Annotated in this window: 15 protein-coding genes; 6 read left to right on the forward strand and 9 right to left on the reverse strand. The window is 44.0% G+C overall.

The genetic code is table 11. From position 1 onward, the window contains the following. Positions 1-49: 49 nt before the first annotated feature. A complete protein-coding gene (gene rpoH, locus Q6344_01395) occupies positions 50-913 on the reverse strand; it encodes an RNA polymerase sigma factor RpoH (protein ID WLG15109.1) in 864 nt (287 codons plus the stop codon). A 241-nt stretch (positions 914-1,154) separates the two neighbouring features. Next, entirely contained in the window at positions 1,155-1,610 is a 456-nt protein-coding gene (locus Q6344_01400) for a sulfurtransferase TusA family protein (GenBank protein WLG14040.1), read from the reverse strand. A 541-nt stretch (positions 1,611-2,151) separates the two neighbouring features. Between Q6344_01400 and Q6344_01405 the strand changes: the two genes are divergently transcribed. After that, a complete protein-coding gene (locus Q6344_01405; GenBank protein WLG14041.1) occupies positions 2,152-3,780 on the forward strand; it encodes a M48 family metalloprotease in 1,629 nt (542 codons plus the stop codon). A gap of 47 nt (positions 3,781-3,827) precedes the next feature. On the opposite strand, the gene Q6344_01410 is transcribed toward Q6344_01405, so the two are convergent. Beyond that, complete coding sequence (locus tag Q6344_01410) at positions 3,828-4,277, reverse strand: GatB/YqeY domain-containing protein (GenBank protein ID WLG14042.1); 450 nt, start codon at positions 4,275-4,277, stop codon at positions 3,828-3,830. Positions 4,278-4,421: 144 nt separating this feature from the next. Continuing rightward, positions 4,422-4,637 carry a 30S ribosomal protein S21 gene (gene rpsU, locus Q6344_01415; protein WLG14043.1) on the reverse strand — a complete coding sequence of 72 codons (216 nt, stop codon included), beginning with the start codon at positions 4,635-4,637 and terminating at the stop codon, positions 4,422-4,424. A 409-nt stretch (positions 4,638-5,046) separates the two neighbouring features. Here rpsU and Q6344_01420 point away from each other — a divergent pair, with 409 nt between their 5' ends. The 4 genes from Q6344_01420 to crcB all read left to right on the forward strand — a co-directional run bounded on the left by Q6344_01420 (position 5,047) and on the right by crcB (position 7,844). Continuing rightward, on the forward strand, positions 5,047-5,424 hold the full coding sequence (locus Q6344_01420) for a hypothetical protein (GenBank protein ID WLG14044.1): 378 nt from the start codon (positions 5,047-5,049) through the stop codon (positions 5,422-5,424). Between the two features lie 84 nt (positions 5,425-5,508). Continuing rightward, on the forward strand, positions 5,509-6,018 hold the full coding sequence (locus Q6344_01425; GenBank protein ID WLG14045.1) for a c-type cytochrome: 510 nt from the start codon (positions 5,509-5,511) through the stop codon (positions 6,016-6,018). Positions 6,019-6,359: 341 nt separating this feature from the next. Beyond that, a complete protein-coding gene (gene tsaD, locus Q6344_01430) occupies positions 6,360-7,418 on the forward strand; it encodes a tRNA (adenosine(37)-N6)-threonylcarbamoyltransferase complex transferase subunit TsaD (GenBank protein WLG14046.1) in 1,059 nt (352 codons plus the stop codon). 54 nt (positions 7,419-7,472) lie between these two features. Continuing rightward, the gene (gene crcB / locus Q6344_01435; GenBank protein WLG14047.1) at positions 7,473-7,844 is read left to right on the forward strand and encodes a fluoride efflux transporter CrcB; all 372 of its coding nucleotides are present in this window, start codon (positions 7,473-7,475) and stop codon (positions 7,842-7,844) included. A gap of 229 nt (positions 7,845-8,073) precedes the next feature. Here the strand turns inward: crcB and Q6344_01440 are convergent, their stop codons facing one another. Beyond that, positions 8,074-9,234 (reverse strand): MFS transporter, encoded by a 1,161-nt coding sequence (locus Q6344_01440; protein WLG14048.1) that lies wholly within the window; start codon positions 9,232-9,234, stop codon positions 8,074-8,076. Between the two features lie 235 nt (positions 9,235-9,469). On the opposite strand from Q6344_01440, the gene Q6344_01445 reads away from it, so the two are divergent. Then, a complete protein-coding gene (locus tag Q6344_01445) occupies positions 9,470-10,849 on the forward strand; it encodes a PLP-dependent aminotransferase family protein (protein ID WLG14049.1) in 1,380 nt (459 codons plus the stop codon). A 201-nt stretch (positions 10,850-11,050) separates the two neighbouring features. Here the strand turns inward: Q6344_01445 and Q6344_01450 are convergent, their stop codons facing one another. From Q6344_01450 to potA, 4 genes are all read right to left on the reverse strand, one after another. Next, positions 11,051-11,941 (reverse strand): LysR family transcriptional regulator, encoded by an 891-nt coding sequence (locus tag Q6344_01450; protein WLG14050.1) that lies wholly within the window; start codon positions 11,939-11,941, stop codon positions 11,051-11,053. A 108-nt stretch (positions 11,942-12,049) separates the two neighbouring features. Further along, positions 12,050-12,880 (reverse strand): spermidine/putrescine ABC transporter permease PotC, encoded by an 831-nt coding sequence (gene potC, locus Q6344_01455; GenBank protein ID WLG14051.1) that lies wholly within the window; start codon positions 12,878-12,880, stop codon positions 12,050-12,052. Continuing rightward, entirely contained in the window at positions 12,880-13,758 is an 879-nt protein-coding gene (gene potB / locus Q6344_01460) for a spermidine/putrescine ABC transporter permease PotB (protein ID WLG14052.1), read from the reverse strand. The genes potC and potB overlap by 1 nt, the downstream gene beginning before the upstream one ends. Continuing rightward, a complete protein-coding gene (gene potA, locus Q6344_01465) occupies positions 13,758-15,020 on the reverse strand; it encodes a spermidine/putrescine ABC transporter ATP-binding protein PotA (protein ID WLG14053.1) in 1,263 nt (420 codons plus the stop codon). Before potA ends, potB begins: the two co-directional genes overlap by 1 nt. Positions 15,021-15,228: the final 208 nt, after the last annotated feature.

The raw sequence follows: 15,228 nt of genomic DNA on the forward strand, positions 1-15,228 counted from the left end.
ATCTAAAAACCACCGCTGGTGAAAGACAGGCACTACTGATAGGTAATTGCTACTGAATATCGTCTGGCAAAATAACGCTATCAATGGTCATTGCCTCGCGGATTTTGTCCATGGCATTTTTTTCGATTTGGCGTACGCGTTCTGCTGAGATAGAGTAGACGGCTGCCAATTCGTGTAAGGTTGATTTTTGCTCAGAGAGCCAGCGTTGCTCCACGATATCGCGTGAGCGTTCATCGAGGGTATCCATTGCCGCGATCAATGCAGATGAGTTGCTTTCTTCCCAATCTGCTTCTTCTAACTGCTCGGCAGGATCGATACCATCTTCTAAAAATAGCTGCGGTGCATAACGTCCATCGTCGTCATCGCTAGATTGCGCTTCAAACGAGGCGTCATAAGAGGTAAGCCGCGATTCCATTTCTAACACCTGCTTGCGTGTGACATTTAAGTCCTTGGCAATGGCATCAGCCTCTTCTAGCGTGAGCTGGTTGTTGGTTTTTTTGAGACTACGCAAGTTAAAGAACAATTTACGGTGCGCTTTGGTGGTCGCGACTTTGACAATGCGCCAGTTACGAATCACAAATTCATGGATTTCTGCTTTAATCCAATGCACAGCAAATGACACCAAACGCACGCCCTTATTCGGGTCAAAGCGTTTTACAGCTTTCATTAGTCCCAGATTGCCCTCTTGGATTAAGTCTGCTTGCGGCAAACCATAACCCGAGTAGCTGCGGGCAATATGAATCACAAAACGCAGGTGCGACATCACGAGCAGACGCGCTGCTTCTACATCGCCTTCGTCATAATAACGATGTGCCAGCTCTTGCTCTTGGATTGGTGTCAAAATTGGGATTTGGTGCACCGTGTTGATATAAGCGCCCAAATTAACCCCAGGTGCTGACAAATGAGTCGGCATCGCTGGCACTAAGTCACGGGTGCTAGTGTCGCCTAAGGCGCTAGCATCATAAGGTGGACGTTGGGCGGCAGCTTTTAATGCGGCATCACGTGCTTCGTTTTTTATAGGAGCTGCCTCATCTTTTTTATTCGTTTTTGCCGTATCAGTAGAATTATTAGCCATATTCTTGACCTTGATTAAATAGTGACGCAAATAGTCAGATAAAAATCTTTATAGTTGTAATTGTAAAGGATAGCGACACTTAGTTGCTATCAGTTTTAGTAATGATGAAGTGATATATTGTATCGAAACGCTGTGCTGATAAGCTATCCGCTGATGGCTGATCCGTCATGCTATTAACGATTAATCGCAGTTGACTTGCGGCATTTGCTTGCTGGCTTTGTTGACAAAAAGCGGTGATATCAGCCTGTGAGTTGGCATCAGTTGCGACCACATATAATGAACCGCCAGCTGTGACGTCACGTAGTGCTACTTTGGTTTTTAACAGCGGCATTGGACAAGCAAGTCCGCGACCATCAACGAAACGTTGAACATGAATAGGCTGCGTTTCATTCGCCTCATGATCTGTAGTGACAGTATGCGCTGGTAACAAGTCTAACAGGTTGTTGATGTATTGCTGCTCAGTATCAGACAAATCTGCTGATAAGTTTATAGAATAAGGCGAATATACGGTGGTTGACTGACGATCAGCAGACATAAAATAAACCTTATAAATATTTTGATTTGTACTAAATTGTATTGAACATTCGCAAACACACAATGACAATGACAGTGCCTGTAATTCATAAAAGACACTCGGCAGTGGCCAGACCCTATAATCATGAAATGCCATTATACCAAATAGCCGATATGTAGTTGAAGTTGAATATAATCAACGTCACATTCAGTTCATTAGAATCACATATAGTTTGTTCAAGATAATTTAGATACAAGGAAGGCGAGCAAAAGTACTAAAAATAGTAGACTAAGCGCGCCTGACACCATATCCATTTTATAGGGGATTGACTAAAGCCATGTTGCACAATAGTGACGGACAGCTGAGTTATTGGTAGTCGAATGCAGACTAGAATTGACCTTATATCAGCAAGCTCGTATAGTCGAAAAACGTTTAGTCAAAAAATCAGTCGAAAAAACCTTACTTCAAAAACACCTTACTTCAAAAAAAGTATCATTACTCACTTGCATAGGATACGTACTTGAACCATTTTAATAGACAATCGATACTTGGTAATGCGCCCATGACCCAGGAAAAAAAATGTAAAAGTGCCGAGCGTTCGATGGCATTATCGAGCGCTATTAAATTGGCGTTGTCGGCGGTACTAATGACGATGACCACTGCTGCCATGAGCGAGGATAGTCTTAATAATGCTAATACGAGCAGCAAAGTGATGGCATCCAATTATAATTCATGGCAAACCACAGGCTCAGAAGAGCTAAATCTGCCCAATTTGCGTGGACAAGGCTTGAGCTTCGCTGAGCAATATCAAAACAAATTGCTCGGCGAATGGTCGTTACGGAACGTCAATGGTCGTATCAAAATGGAGCATGATCCTTGGATTCAAGAAACGGTCAAAGACATGACTTGGCGTCTCAATGCGCAAGCAAGGCAGCAAGCGCCGATGGGTTTGGTTATCATTGATAACCCAAGTATCAATGCCTTTGCAGCACCAGGTGGGGTCATTGGACTCAATACAGGGACGATTCTGGCCGCTAGCAGTATGGATGAGCTTGCCAGTGTGGTGGCGCATGAAGTTGCTCACATCAGTCAGCGCCATTATGAAAGTGGTGCTGATGAGCGCAAAAAGGCCTTGTTGATGCAGATAGGCGGTATGCTGGCTGCGATTGCAGCATCGGCGGTCGATGGTGATGCAGCGGCGGCAGTGATGATGGGTAGCCAAACGGCAATGATGAATAGCACGATGGCATTTAGTCGAAATAATGAGCGCGAGGCCGATCGGGTGGGCATGCAAATCATGACCCAAGCAGGCTATGACCCAAGAGCGATGCCGCGATTCTTTGCCACGATGAATCAACGCAGCCAGCTCAACCAAGTTGAAAATCGATTTTTACCAAGCTTTGTACGCTCGCATCCACTGAGTAACGAGCGCTTAAGTGAAGCGCAAAGTCGTGCCCAGCATTATCCTTCACTGTCACTAAATCAGCAGCAGCGCCATCAGGCTTTATTTGATCTGCTCTACTGGCGTGTCCAAAGTACGGGTAAACACGCCTCAGAGACAGTGCTAATGACGGCTGCTAAAAATAGCGTAGGTGCCAAATTGGCTTTGATGAACTGGTATGGCGAACAGCAACGCTTTACAGAGGCAAGCGATTTACTGGCTGAAATCAATCGACTGCCGCCTACGCAGCGCCAAAATTTAGAGCCTTTACTATCGATTACTCATAGCCAAATTCTAACGGAGCAGAATAAATGGTCACAAGCGGCGGACGTATTAGCCAGCCAGCAGCGTGTTTACCCTGAGCGTCGTGATCTGCGTCTTTATTTGGCAGAAGCGCTCACCAATAGCAATCAGCCAATCAAAGCCCAAGCGTTGCTTAAACCACTGACCGAGCAGCAGCCAAGCGACCGTTATGCTTGGCAAAGTCTACAACTGGCCAATGAAAAACTGGCAAAAACGACCGACTCTGCGTCCCTGAAAAATATTGCCACCATTAACGCGTTACGCTATCGCAGTCATGACCAACTATGGAGTAGTCGTTACGAGAGTGCGTTGACGTCACTGACCCAAGCCAAACAACTGGCGGAAAAACTACAAACCACGGCTCAAGCCAGTAGCGCCCGTCCATTGCTTGCCAATATCAATGCAGAAATCAAAGCAGTAAAAACCGCCAAAGACTTTGAGCCTTAGGCGGTTATTTTTACGATGTCGTCATTAGCTTTTGATGACACTAATTACTAGCCTTGCAGCGCATCTTTCACCAGCTTAGAGATAATCGCAGGGTCTGCGCGTCCTGCGGTTTTGTTCTTTAATACACCCATCACACTGCCCATATCACGCATAGATGTCGCACCTTGTGCAGCGATTTCCGCATTGACCAAGGCCGCAAGTTCAGCATCATCCATTTGTTTTGGCATAAACTCATTGATGATATCAATCTCAAACTGCTCTTTGGTTGCCAGATCATCACGGTTGTTTTCGGTAAAAATATTCAACGACTCATGGCGTTGTTTTAGCTGCTTTTGCAATATATCTAAGACTTGCGCATCATCAAGCTCTATTTGACGGTCAATCTCAATTTGCTTGATAACCGCTTGCACGTTACGCAGTACTTTGACACGCTCAAGCTCACGCGCTTTCATAGACACTTTGACATTGTCTGATAAAGTCTGTTTAAGTTGGCTCATTGTTATTATCCTTATTTGTTAAGAGGTATTTATTCAAATTTTTAAGCAATAATAATAAAAATTGTAGCATAAAAAACGCCACTGATATCAATGGATAACAGTGGCGTTAATGTAGCACTTGTACTTAATTAATCGAATTATCGATTAGTACATACGAGTGGTACGAATAGTTTCGCGTTGTAATTTTTTCTTATAACGCTTTACGGCAGCAGCTTTTTTACGCTTACGTACTTGTGTTGGTTTTTCATAAAACTCACGCTTACGTACGTCTGATAATACGCCAGCTTTTTCGCAAGCACGCTTGAAACGACGGATAGCGATGTCAACTGGTTCGTTTTCTTTAACCTTAACTGCAGGCATGAAGACTCCTCGATTAGGATGAGATATAAGGGCATTAGTTTGGCTGTGTATTAGTATTTAGCCGTAATATCTCAAGATTACAGGCATCAGCTCAAACTAGGATAATCTTGCGCATGAGCACAAGGGCAAGCATTTTAATAAAAAATGTCAGTTAAGTCAATGATTTTAGCACATTAATCCATATTTATCATTAAGTTGCAAGGGGCAATGCGCAGAGACAGTTCTAAAAGTAGTTAGAACGCAGGTTTTTGCTCCAGCTTTAATGAAACTGGAAATGCAAAGTATAAAATTACTATGAATAAAAAACCCTACTGTCTATAACGGTTTGGTTGGAGTTTATGCTATGATAATTTGCATATAATAGTCAGCATATTAACCATTTTATGTGTATTTTATTGAGGATGTTGGAATGAAAAAAACAGGACTAAATACAGCCCTAAGCACCGCATTTATTATTGCTCTTGGCTTTGGCATTAGCGCTTGTAGTGGTGAAAAAGAAGGCGAATCACACGAAGTATTGGCAAAAGATCGCGTTGATGAAGCCGCTGAGCTGGCTCGCAAAAACGCGCCTGAAGCTGAAAAAATGGAGTTCCCAGAAACGGCGCCAGCGCCAGTAACTGAAGCTGATGGCACAGTAGATGGTGCTGCAACTACTGAAGCAGGGACGACTGCTACTGATATGACAGATGCAACGGATAGCGATGTTGCTGTCGCTGACAGTGCAGATATGCCAGCTGCTGATACGGCGGAAACGCCTACTGCTGACGCTGAACCAGCTACGAACTAGTCACGGTTTGTGTGTTGATAGGTTTTGAATTTATGCGCTATCATAAACAGTCGCTAACATGAAATATCGAATAGAGGTGTGATCATGATAAGTAAACAGCAGCGTATGAATAAACTGGTCTTATCTGCCATTAGTTTAAGTGCACTATTGGCAATCACTGCTTGTAGTGGTGACAATGCAGCGGTTGAAGAGCCTGCTGTTGTCAATGAATCTGCCGATACAACGGTAGTGGTAGAAGACGCGCCTATAGTCGAACCTGAAGTCGTTACACCTGAACCTGTGGCAGATACCGAGACGACGGTCATTGAAGATGAGCCAGTGCAGGAAATCTCTGCGGAGCCAGAAGTGTTGGCTGCGGATGCAGGTGCCAAGCTTTATGAGACCAACTGTAAGGTTTGTCATGAAGGAGGGCTGCTGAACGCGCCGAAATATGGTGATAAAGCCGCGTGGGAGCCGCGACTGGCTAAAGGCACAGAGACGCTGCACATGCATTCGGCAAAAGGCTTTAATAAGATGCCAGCCCAAGCCACCGATAAGGTCAGTGAAGCCCAAGTTTACGCAGCTGTAGATTACATGATTGAAGCAGTTAGCTGATCCGGTATATTAAGAGATATTGACCATTGAAATTTGTTAAACTGACCGTCATTGTGACTGACAATGGCGGTTTTTTTATGCACGTTTTTTGGCAGATACGAGGGCGTGTCCTCAATTCAATCGATTAACCTCTAAATGGGTTAAAAATGGCTAAACTTTGTCAAACATCGCTAAACATTGTCAAATAGCTTATTAATATCTCGATAGTATTTACGCTGCTTTCCTTGTTTGACGGCAATTTATCTCATTTTTATCACCATTTTTAAAAAGACGACACGACCTAAAAGATAGCAACGTTGTAAAAAATAATACGCAGACCAAAGTATGATAAAGGCAAAAATATGAAAGTATTGGGTTTAGAGACTTCTTGTGATGAGACAGGTCTGGCGATTTTTGACAGTGAGCAGATGAATAGTGACAATCAAGGGCTAGTTGGACAAGTCCTGTATTCACAAATAGAGCTGCACGCACTATATGGCGGCGTTGTGCCTGAGCTTGCCAGCCGCGATCATATTCGTAAGTTGGTGCCTTTGCTTAATGAGTTGTTAGAGCAGTGCAATGTGAAGAAAAGCGAGATTGATGCCATTGCTTATACCAAGGGACCCGGACTCATTGGCGCTTTGATGACGGGCGCATTATTTGGGCGCAGTTTGGCGTATGGTTTGGATATCCCTGCCATTGGTATCCATCATATGGAAGGACATCTGCTCGCACCACTGATGGGTGCCAATCCACCCGCCTTTCCGTTTGTTTCATTACTAGTTTCGGGTGGGCATACATTACTTATCGCCGCACGTGGTGTCGGGCAATATGAGATATTGGGTGAGTCGATCGATGATGCCGCAGGTGAATGCTTTGATAAAGCCGCCAAAATGTTAGGTTTGCCCTATCCGGGTGGTCCCAATATTGCCAAATTGGCTGAAACAGGCGACCCAACTGCTTACAATTTGCCAAGACCGATGCTACATCGTGGATTAGATTTTTCTTTTAGCGGTATGAAAACGGCCGTGCATAACCTGATTAAAGACACCGATGGTTCAGGTGGCTCAGGGAATAATGCGGACAGCGATCCGCAAGTTCGCGCCGATATCGCCGCCAGCTTTCAGCATGCAGTCGTCGATACGCTGGTGAGAAAGTGCGTGAAAGCACTGAAGCAAGTAGAGATGAGTCGATTGGTGATTGCGGGCGGTGTCAGTGCCAACATTCATTTGCGTGAAACTTTGGAGAGCGAGCTTGCTAAGATAAATGCCACTGTGCATTATGCACCGCCTGCATTATGTACTGATAATGGGGCGATGATTGCTTATGCTGGTTATGAGCGCCTGCAGGCAGGGCAGTCTGATGATTTAGCGGTGAGCTGTGTGCCGCGTTGGCCGATGACTGAGCTACCAGCAGTGTAAGACGGCTTTGCTCAATACTATCTCCGTTAACCTTTATTAACCTAAGGATAAACTATGCAGTGGCTTGCTATTGGACTAGGGGCTGCCATTGGGGCTTGCCTGCGGGCATGGTTGTCTCGTTTTAATCCGCTGCATCACTGGATACCCCTTGGGACGCTTGGTGCCAATGTATTGGGTGGATTATTAATAGGGTTGGCACTGGTGTGGTTTGAGCGCGTGGGCAGCAGTTTATCGCCCAATGTCCGACTATTTGTGATTACCGGTTTTTTGGGCGGATTGACCACCTTTAGTACTTTTAGTGCAGAAGTTTTTACCTTTATCAACGCTGGTAAATTATTAGCAGGTTTGGGATTGGTCGGACTACATCTGGGACTGACGTTGCTAGCAACGGCTATCGGATTTTACTTTTTTAAGCTGGTTTTATGAGCTTTGATAGATGCCATTCGCATAATGGTCTAATATAAGTGGTCTGTTAATAGGTTTGAAGGGTGAAATAGCTGGTTCCGCTGGGGTATACCTTAATAAAAAAAACAGTAAGTCAGATTTCTTAAAAAAATAGTTTCTCAAGTTAATGTTTAAGGATTTAACAGCAGAGGTCAGTATCTTAGGTTTGTGAGGGTTGCAAATCTACTGTAAGTTAATATTTTTGGTTCGGTTAGTCTAATGCTCGTTCTACCTTTAACATAGACTGACTTGCAAATAATATAAGCGCTCCAAGCAGTAAAAACAGTCCAAAAGCGTAAAACGCGATAGCATTACCATACTGATCGACAATCAAACCAGTAAAAATTACAGGCACACTAAATCCCATATAAGCCATCAAAAAATAGCCTGCACTGGCTCGAGCTTGCTGATTGCCAGCTGATTTAGTCACACCTGATAACCCTCCCAGATAGACAAAGCCATAACAACTACTACTGGCCAAAAAAGCTGCCAAAAGAATTGCTAGTAAATTGGCATTCAAAGCGCCCCAAGCAAGTAAAGCATAAGCGGGAAGCAAAATTAAAATACCAATCTTGCTTGATAATTGAGGGTTAAGTTTTCGAGCTATAGGTTGAAATAGCAAGCCGCAGCTGATGGCAAGCATAGAAGATATACCTGCGTATTTAGCGAGTCCGTGCGTGGCTAATACTGATGGGATAATTGATAATACTAATCCTGTCGTTGCCCAACAAATAAAAATGCCGCCTCCATACCATACAACCTCGCGATTAAAATAAGGTAGTTTTAGCATTGAACCAGTTGTATTAGAGCGTTCAGGCGAAGTCTCTGGTAATCTCCAGACTAAGAAAATTGACAAAATCGCACTAGCTAATAGTAGGAAAAAACTAGCAGGTTGCTCTGTCTCATAAAACAACAAAGAAACCGTCGTTAATGCAGGGCCAAGGCCAAAGCCGATCGTTGTGCTGGCAGTCACCCATGTTGTTGCTTGCGCTGTATCAGAGGAACCAATCAGCTCAATCATATATGCGGTAGCTGTTGCTGCCATTAGAGCCGTTCCTACACCAAGCATGAATCGCGCTACCCCGAGCACTCGAGTGTATGGGTAGAATAACATTAGAGTAGTTGCAGCTATTGATAGGCCTAAAGAGATCAAAATAGTCTTTTTTCGTCCAATCCTATCGGATAGTCCGCCAAAGGCCAATAATACAGGTACCACTCCTAAAACATAAAAGGAGAATGCTATTGTGGTCGCTAAGACGCCATAGCCATCATTACGTGCGTAGAGAGCATATAAAGGGCCTTGAATATTGACGCTGGTCGTTATCACACATAATGCAAATGCTAAATATTTGTTATATTTTTTAGTGTTCATACATAGCCGCTTTTAAGAAAGTATCATTAATTTTTTTGATGTTAACTGTCGCCAAAGGTCATGGCTTTATCTCCAAAGTCACATCGTTCTAAGTTCAATGATTAAAACAAAAGCGCAGCCATTTATCTATATACAATCCAGTACAATTGGACATAACTGTTTGGCTTATAAAACCCATACAGTTCTGATATCAAGTCAATCTCATATTAGCTTCTAACGAGAGAATTCAAAAAATATGAAAAGTGCATTAACACGGATTGAAGTCGTTATGGCTGATGTTAAAGAAAAGATAGCGACGGTCATCTATATGCCAGGTATGCGTCTACCGTCCATACGTGCAGCTGCTAAAAACTATGGGTTCTCACCCTCAACGGTGGTTGAAGCATATGAGCGTCTGCAAACGCAAGGTGTTATACACTCTCGTCCTGGATCAGGCTTTTACATTGCAGATAATACTGCTCCACTATCATTGACAGACATGGCACCGAACCTCGATCGAACTGTTGATCCATTATGGGTATCTCGTCAGTCGCTTGAACCATCCACTGACACTTTAAAACCAGGTTGCGGTTGGTTGCCACCAGATTGGCTATTTGAGGCAGGTATGCGTCGTGGTTTGCGAAGCATTGCAAGAGCTGATAGTACTGTTATTAGCGAATATGCAACGTCACTAGGGTTGTTAGAGTTGCGTCAGTTATTGACACGACGCATGGCAGGGCTAGGTATCAGCGCAGAACCATCGCAAGTGATATTGACTGAGTCAGGTACTCAAGCAATAGACTTAATTTTTCGTTTTTTATTGAAACCAGGTGACACGGTATTAGTAGATGATCCATGCTATTTTAACTTTCGTGCCCTATTACGTGCCCATAGAGTTAAGGTAGTAAGTGTGCCATATACGCCAAATGGTCCAGATGTGAATGTGTTCGCAGAGATATTAGATGAGCACAAACCGCGCCTGTATATCACTAATGCTGCTATACATAATCCTACTGGCGCAACTTTATCGCCAGCTACGGCATATCACGTATTACAATTGGCTCAAGCAGCTGGTTTATACATTATCGAAGACGATATCTTTGCAGATTTTGAAGTTAAGACTTCACCTAGATTAGCAGCCTTAGATGGTTTGTCGCGTGTATTTTATATTGGCAGTTTTTCAAAAACGTTATCGGCTTCCTTGCGCTGCGGTTATATAGCAGCACCGATGGAATGGATTGAGAGTTTGCTCGATTTAAAAATAGCCACTAGTTTTGGAGGAGGACAACTAGCTGCGGTAGTTATTTTATCAGCATTAACTGATAGCGGTTATTGTAAACATATGAACACTATTCATACGCGGCTTGCAAATGCGCGTGCTCAAACGTTGCCACGATTAGCTAAGCTAGGTATTGTGCCGTGGCTATTACCACGAGCAGGTATGTTTCTTTGGTGCCGCTTACCTGATAATAATAGTGCCACCCAATTAGCCAATCGCTGTTTATCAAAAGGTGTCATATTAGCGCCTGGAAATGCTTTTAGCCAATCCAAGAATGCTGAAAACTTTATGCGTTTTAATGTATCACAAGCAGGCGACTCAAGGATATTTGAGGTATTAGAACAATCGCTAAATTGAAAATAATAATTCAAAAACTTCCTGCATGTACACAGCGACGTACACTATGACTATCTTAGTGAGTTAAAACGTTAGCATCATTAGCCTACAGACTAGGATTCAAGTCCTCACTAGGGTACCGTTATTTACCATAACGCTCGTCATAGCGTAAGAGAGCGGATGATATTTCTCAACTGGAATAATTTAGTAGATAGTGAAATACTACACCGGCTTCACAATACCTTCTAATAAACTCGCAAAACCTTGCATATAAGCGGTATCTTGGCTTGATGTGCGCGTCGCAGCATAGAGCTGACAGTGCACGCCCGTACCCAATGGACGCGAAACGACCCAGCCTTTTTTCTCATATTCAGCAACCACCCAATCAGGTAACGCCGCCACACCGCGTTCACTGGCCACCAACTGAATCAGCATCGCCGTCAATTCTGTGGTACGAATGCTATCAAAGCTTACTTGCGCAGGGGTCATAAAATTGGCAATAATATCGAGGCGCTTGGCTTCCACTGGATACGCAATCAGGGTTTCATTGGTTAAGTCATCTGGCTCAATAAATTTCTGCGCCGCCAAATCATGTGTTGGCGATAGCACCAAGCGACTTTCATACTCAAATAACGGCTGATAGCTGATGCCGTCTATCGGTAAATCGCTGGTGGTAATGAGTAAATCGATATCACCTTCCATCAATAAGTGGTGCGGCTCTGGCTCAAAACCTGTCGCAAAATCTAGCTCTACATCTGACCATTCGCGGCGGTAATGATTGAGTATCGGCATTAGCCAATCGAAGCAACTGTGACATTCAGAGGCTAGCCGTAATCTACCTGCTTGACCGTGAGCTAAGCGCTTAAGATTGGATTTGGTGCGAGTCACTTGTGGCATGATGCTATCTGCCAATGCCAGTACCGTTTTACCTGCTGGCGTAAAAGTCAGCGGGCGTGTTCGGCGATTGACCAAACTGATATCGTAATAATTTTCCAGCTCTTTTAGCTGATGCGAGACCGCGGAAGCCGTGACGTGCAATTCATCGGCAGCCGCCGCCAATGAGCCATGTGCTCGCAGCGCGGTTAAGGTATTGAGATGACGAAGCTCTAACATAAGACAACCTAACCGCTAAAGTGAGAAAAATTCATTATAATCGATATAGCGCTGATTTTCATTCAAAGTCTGATTTTTAATCAGCAATGCTAAATGAGCAATGGCAAACTAGCGTCGACGTAATAATAGCTGTGAAATAACCACCAATATCAGCGAGGCAACCAGTAAAATCGTCCCAATGGCATTGACCTCTGGTTTGAGTCCTACCCGTACCATCGAATAAATTCGTAGCGGTAAAATCTCATAACTAGGGCCCGTGACAAAGGTAGAAACCACCACATCATCGAGTGATAAGGTAAAAGCAAGTAACCAACCAGCCATCACGGCTGGAAAGATGACAGGAATCAATACCGTACGCACCATCGTTGATTCATTGGCGCCCAAGTCGCGTGCGGCTTCCATCAAGCGTTCATCCAGACTGCTCAATCGTGCAAACACCGTGATGACTACAAACGGTAAGCAAAAAGTAATGTGCGCGAGTAATAGCGAGACGAACCCTAATTGCAACCCTATTAATAAGAATAATGCCAATAATGAAATAGCGAGTACAATTTCAGGCGACATCATTAATACAAATAACAGCCCATTTAGTAAACCTTTACCGCGAAAGTTATAGCGATGTAGCGCGAGGGCGGTCAATGTTCCTATCAACGTTGAGACGGTGGCTGCGACCAACCCCAATACAATAGAATGCCAAAAAGCATCGAGCATCGCTTGGTTATTCAACAGCGACTCATACCACTTTAAGCTAAAGCCGCCCCAGTTATAGCCGACTTTCGATTTATTAAAGGACATGACGACTAAGATGATAATTGGCAAATACAGCATGGTATAAATGAGGCTAAGATAGCCTTTAGCCGCGATACTGCCAATCTTAATAGACGATCTTTTTTTAGTTGCCGAGCTATTCAGTTGATGATTCAGTGAACTATCAGACATTAGGCAACCTCATTAAAGTCGGTCTTGCCAATGCGGCGACTACTGGCACGGTAGGCGAGTAATAATACTGCCATTGCTAGTGTTAATAACACGCTGGCAGCTGCGCCAAATGGCCAGTCACGCGCATCCAAGAACTGGTTTTTGATGATATTGCCGACCAATAAATTGCGTGAACCACCCAAAATATCTGCCACATAAAACATACCCATTGCAGGCAGCAGCACCAATAATACTCCTGAGATAATGCCAGGCGTCGTCAATGGCAATATGATATGCCAAAAAGTCTGGGTCTTTGATGCGCCCAAATCCTGTGAAGCGAGTAGCATGTCATTGCGCAAATCGGTAAATACTGCGTATAACGGCAACACCATAAATGGGAACAATAAGTACGTCAAACCAGCAATCACCGCCACTTGCGTGTATAAAATATCAATCGGGGCATCGATGATACCGATTGCCAGCAGCGATTTATTAATCAAACCATTATTGGCAAATAATAACTTGAGTGCATACGTCCGCACAAGAGAGTTGGTCCAAAAGGGTAGGATTAACAGCATCATGAGTAGCGGCTGCCAACGGGTTTTGGCCTTGGCTATCAGCCATGCAAAAGGGTAGCCAAGTAACAAGCAGATGATGGTTGTGATACCTGCCATCCATAACGAATGAATAAATACGCCAAAATATAGCGGATCAATCATGCGTATATAGCTGTCGATGCTGACAGGCAAGCTAATAAAAGCACTGCTATCACGGCTCAAAAAACTGACAGCGATGACTAAGATATTTGGCAATAGCGCAAATATCAGTAACCAACCCCAAATCAGCCAAAGCGTTACGGTACGAAAAGGACTTTTGCTGCCTAAGCTATGACCTGCCATCAGCTAATATCCTTTTGAGCAGCTAAACGGGTAGCTTGATGATTGGCTTCATCATCAAGCGTACCGTCTTCTGGTAGTACCCACTCCCAGCCATCGACCCATGATACTTTGACACCTTCATATAACTTGTAATCAAAGCTTGGATCATCCTCATCAAAGAATTCAGAAGCCTTAATAATGTGACCGTTTGCTAATTCAATAATCGAATCTAAGGTGCTACCTTTATAGTTGCTTTCAATCACTCGCCCGAGCAAGCCACCATGTTCTTTATCATTGGGGTCATAAATTCGCAAATCTTCAGGACGTAGCAATAAATTAACGATATCGCCCACTTGTACATCGTTAGCAAAATCAGGGCGGCGTAGATTGCGTAAGGTGGTCGGACCGTCTTGCGCTTGTGCTTCACAAACTTCGACTTCGATACGACCATTGGTCACGCGACCGTCGCGATCTGGTTGCTCAGGGTAAACGCCTTTGACTTCCGCTTTAAACAAATTGGTCTCACCGATAAACTTGGCGGTAAATAAATTCGCCGGCGTTTCATAAATCTCAATAGGCGTGCCGATTTGCTGAAAAGTGCCATCTTTCATCACGGCGATACGATCTGACATTGATAGCGCTTCTTCTTGATCGTGGGTGACAAATACAAAAGTGATGCCAAGCTCTCGTTGCAGCCGTTTAAGCTCAGATTGCATTTGTAAACGCAGTTTATGATCGAGTGCAGATAGTGGCTCATCAAGTAGCAACAGTTTAGGACGATTGATGACGGCTCGTGCAATGGCGACACGCTGCTGCTGACCACCAGACAAGTCTTGTGGTCTGCGATTGGCTAAATGCTCCAGCTGTACCATGGCGAGCATCTCGCGCACGCGGGTTTGAATCTCATCTTTGGGTACTTTTTTGAGCTTAAGCCCGTAAGCAACGTTTTGCGCGACACTCATATGTGGAAACAAGGCATACTGCTGAAACACTGTGTTCACGGGACGTTTATCCGCTGGCAAGCCTGCCATCTGTACGCCGTCTAGATAAATTGCCCCAGCGTTTGGCTGCTCAAAACCAGCGATTAGGCGCAGTAAGGTTGTTTTACCGCAGCCTGATGGACCAAGCAGCGTCAAAAATTCACCGTGCTTGATATCAAGATTGATGTCTTTTAATACTTCAGTTTGATCATAGGTTTTTTTTAGACCAGTCAGTTGCAGTAGTACTTTGTCATCTTGAGGTGATGCAGAGGCTCTGTGCATATTTGGCGGTGAATTGGTCATAATATTTATTCCTACGTGTCCGACATCGCAGTACAGCTATTTATTTAGGACACTGTGGTCAAGGTGATTTGATATGGATATAAGCGATGGGTGTAAACCCGATTTGGTCGCCGCGTATTATAACAAACCCTTGATATAAATCAGTGCAAGTTCGTTATAAGTTCTGCGAGCAACACGGTTATGCTGTCAATGGCTGTTGATGCTTGAT

It is taken from the genome of Psychrobacter cibarius (genome assembly GCA_030686115.1).
GTDB lineage: Bacteria > Pseudomonadota > Gammaproteobacteria > Pseudomonadales > Moraxellaceae > Psychrobacter > Psychrobacter cibarius_C.

What these genes read in the sequence shown, in the direction of transcription:
- rpoH (WLG15109.1), bottom strand. Translation starts at nt 913, where the DNA reads ATGCCGACTCATTTGTCAGCACCTGGGGTTAATTTGGGCGCTTATATC.
- Q6344_01400 (WLG14040.1), bottom strand. Translation starts at nt 1,610, where the DNA reads ATGTCTGCTGATCGTCAGTCAACCACCGTATATTCGCCTTATTCTATA.
- Q6344_01405 (WLG14041.1), top strand. Translation starts at nt 2,152, where the DNA reads ATGACCCAGGAAAAAAAATGTAAAAGTGCCGAGCGTTCGATGGCATTA.
- Q6344_01410 (WLG14042.1), bottom strand. Translation starts at nt 4,277, where the DNA reads ATGAGCCAACTTAAACAGACTTTATCAGACAATGTCAAAGTGTCTATG.
- rpsU (WLG14043.1), bottom strand. Translation starts at nt 4,637, where the DNA reads ATGCCTGCAGTTAAGGTTAAAGAAAACGAACCAGTTGACATCGCTATC.
- Q6344_01420 (WLG14044.1), top strand. Translation starts at nt 5,047, where the DNA reads ATGAAAAAAACAGGACTAAATACAGCCCTAAGCACCGCATTTATTATT.
- Q6344_01425 (WLG14045.1), top strand. Translation starts at nt 5,509, where the DNA reads ATGATAAGTAAACAGCAGCGTATGAATAAACTGGTCTTATCTGCCATT.
- tsaD (WLG14046.1), top strand. Translation starts at nt 6,360, where the DNA reads ATGAAAGTATTGGGTTTAGAGACTTCTTGTGATGAGACAGGTCTGGCG.
- crcB (WLG14047.1), top strand. Translation starts at nt 7,473, where the DNA reads ATGCAGTGGCTTGCTATTGGACTAGGGGCTGCCATTGGGGCTTGCCTG.
- Q6344_01440 (WLG14048.1), bottom strand. Translation starts at nt 9,234, where the DNA reads ATGAACACTAAAAAATATAACAAATATTTAGCATTTGCATTATGTGTG.
- Q6344_01445 (WLG14049.1), top strand. Translation starts at nt 9,470, where the DNA reads ATGAAAAGTGCATTAACACGGATTGAAGTCGTTATGGCTGATGTTAAA.
- Q6344_01450 (WLG14050.1), bottom strand. Translation starts at nt 11,941, where the DNA reads ATGTTAGAGCTTCGTCATCTCAATACCTTAACCGCGCTGCGAGCACAT.
- potC (WLG14051.1), bottom strand. Translation starts at nt 12,880, where the DNA reads ATGTCTGATAGTTCACTGAATCATCAACTGAATAGCTCGGCAACTAAA.
- potB (WLG14052.1), bottom strand. Translation starts at nt 13,758, where the DNA reads ATGGCAGGTCATAGCTTAGGCAGCAAAAGTCCTTTTCGTACCGTAACG.
- potA (WLG14053.1), bottom strand. Translation starts at nt 15,020, where the DNA reads ATGACCAATTCACCGCCAAATATGCACAGAGCCTCTGCATCACCTCAA.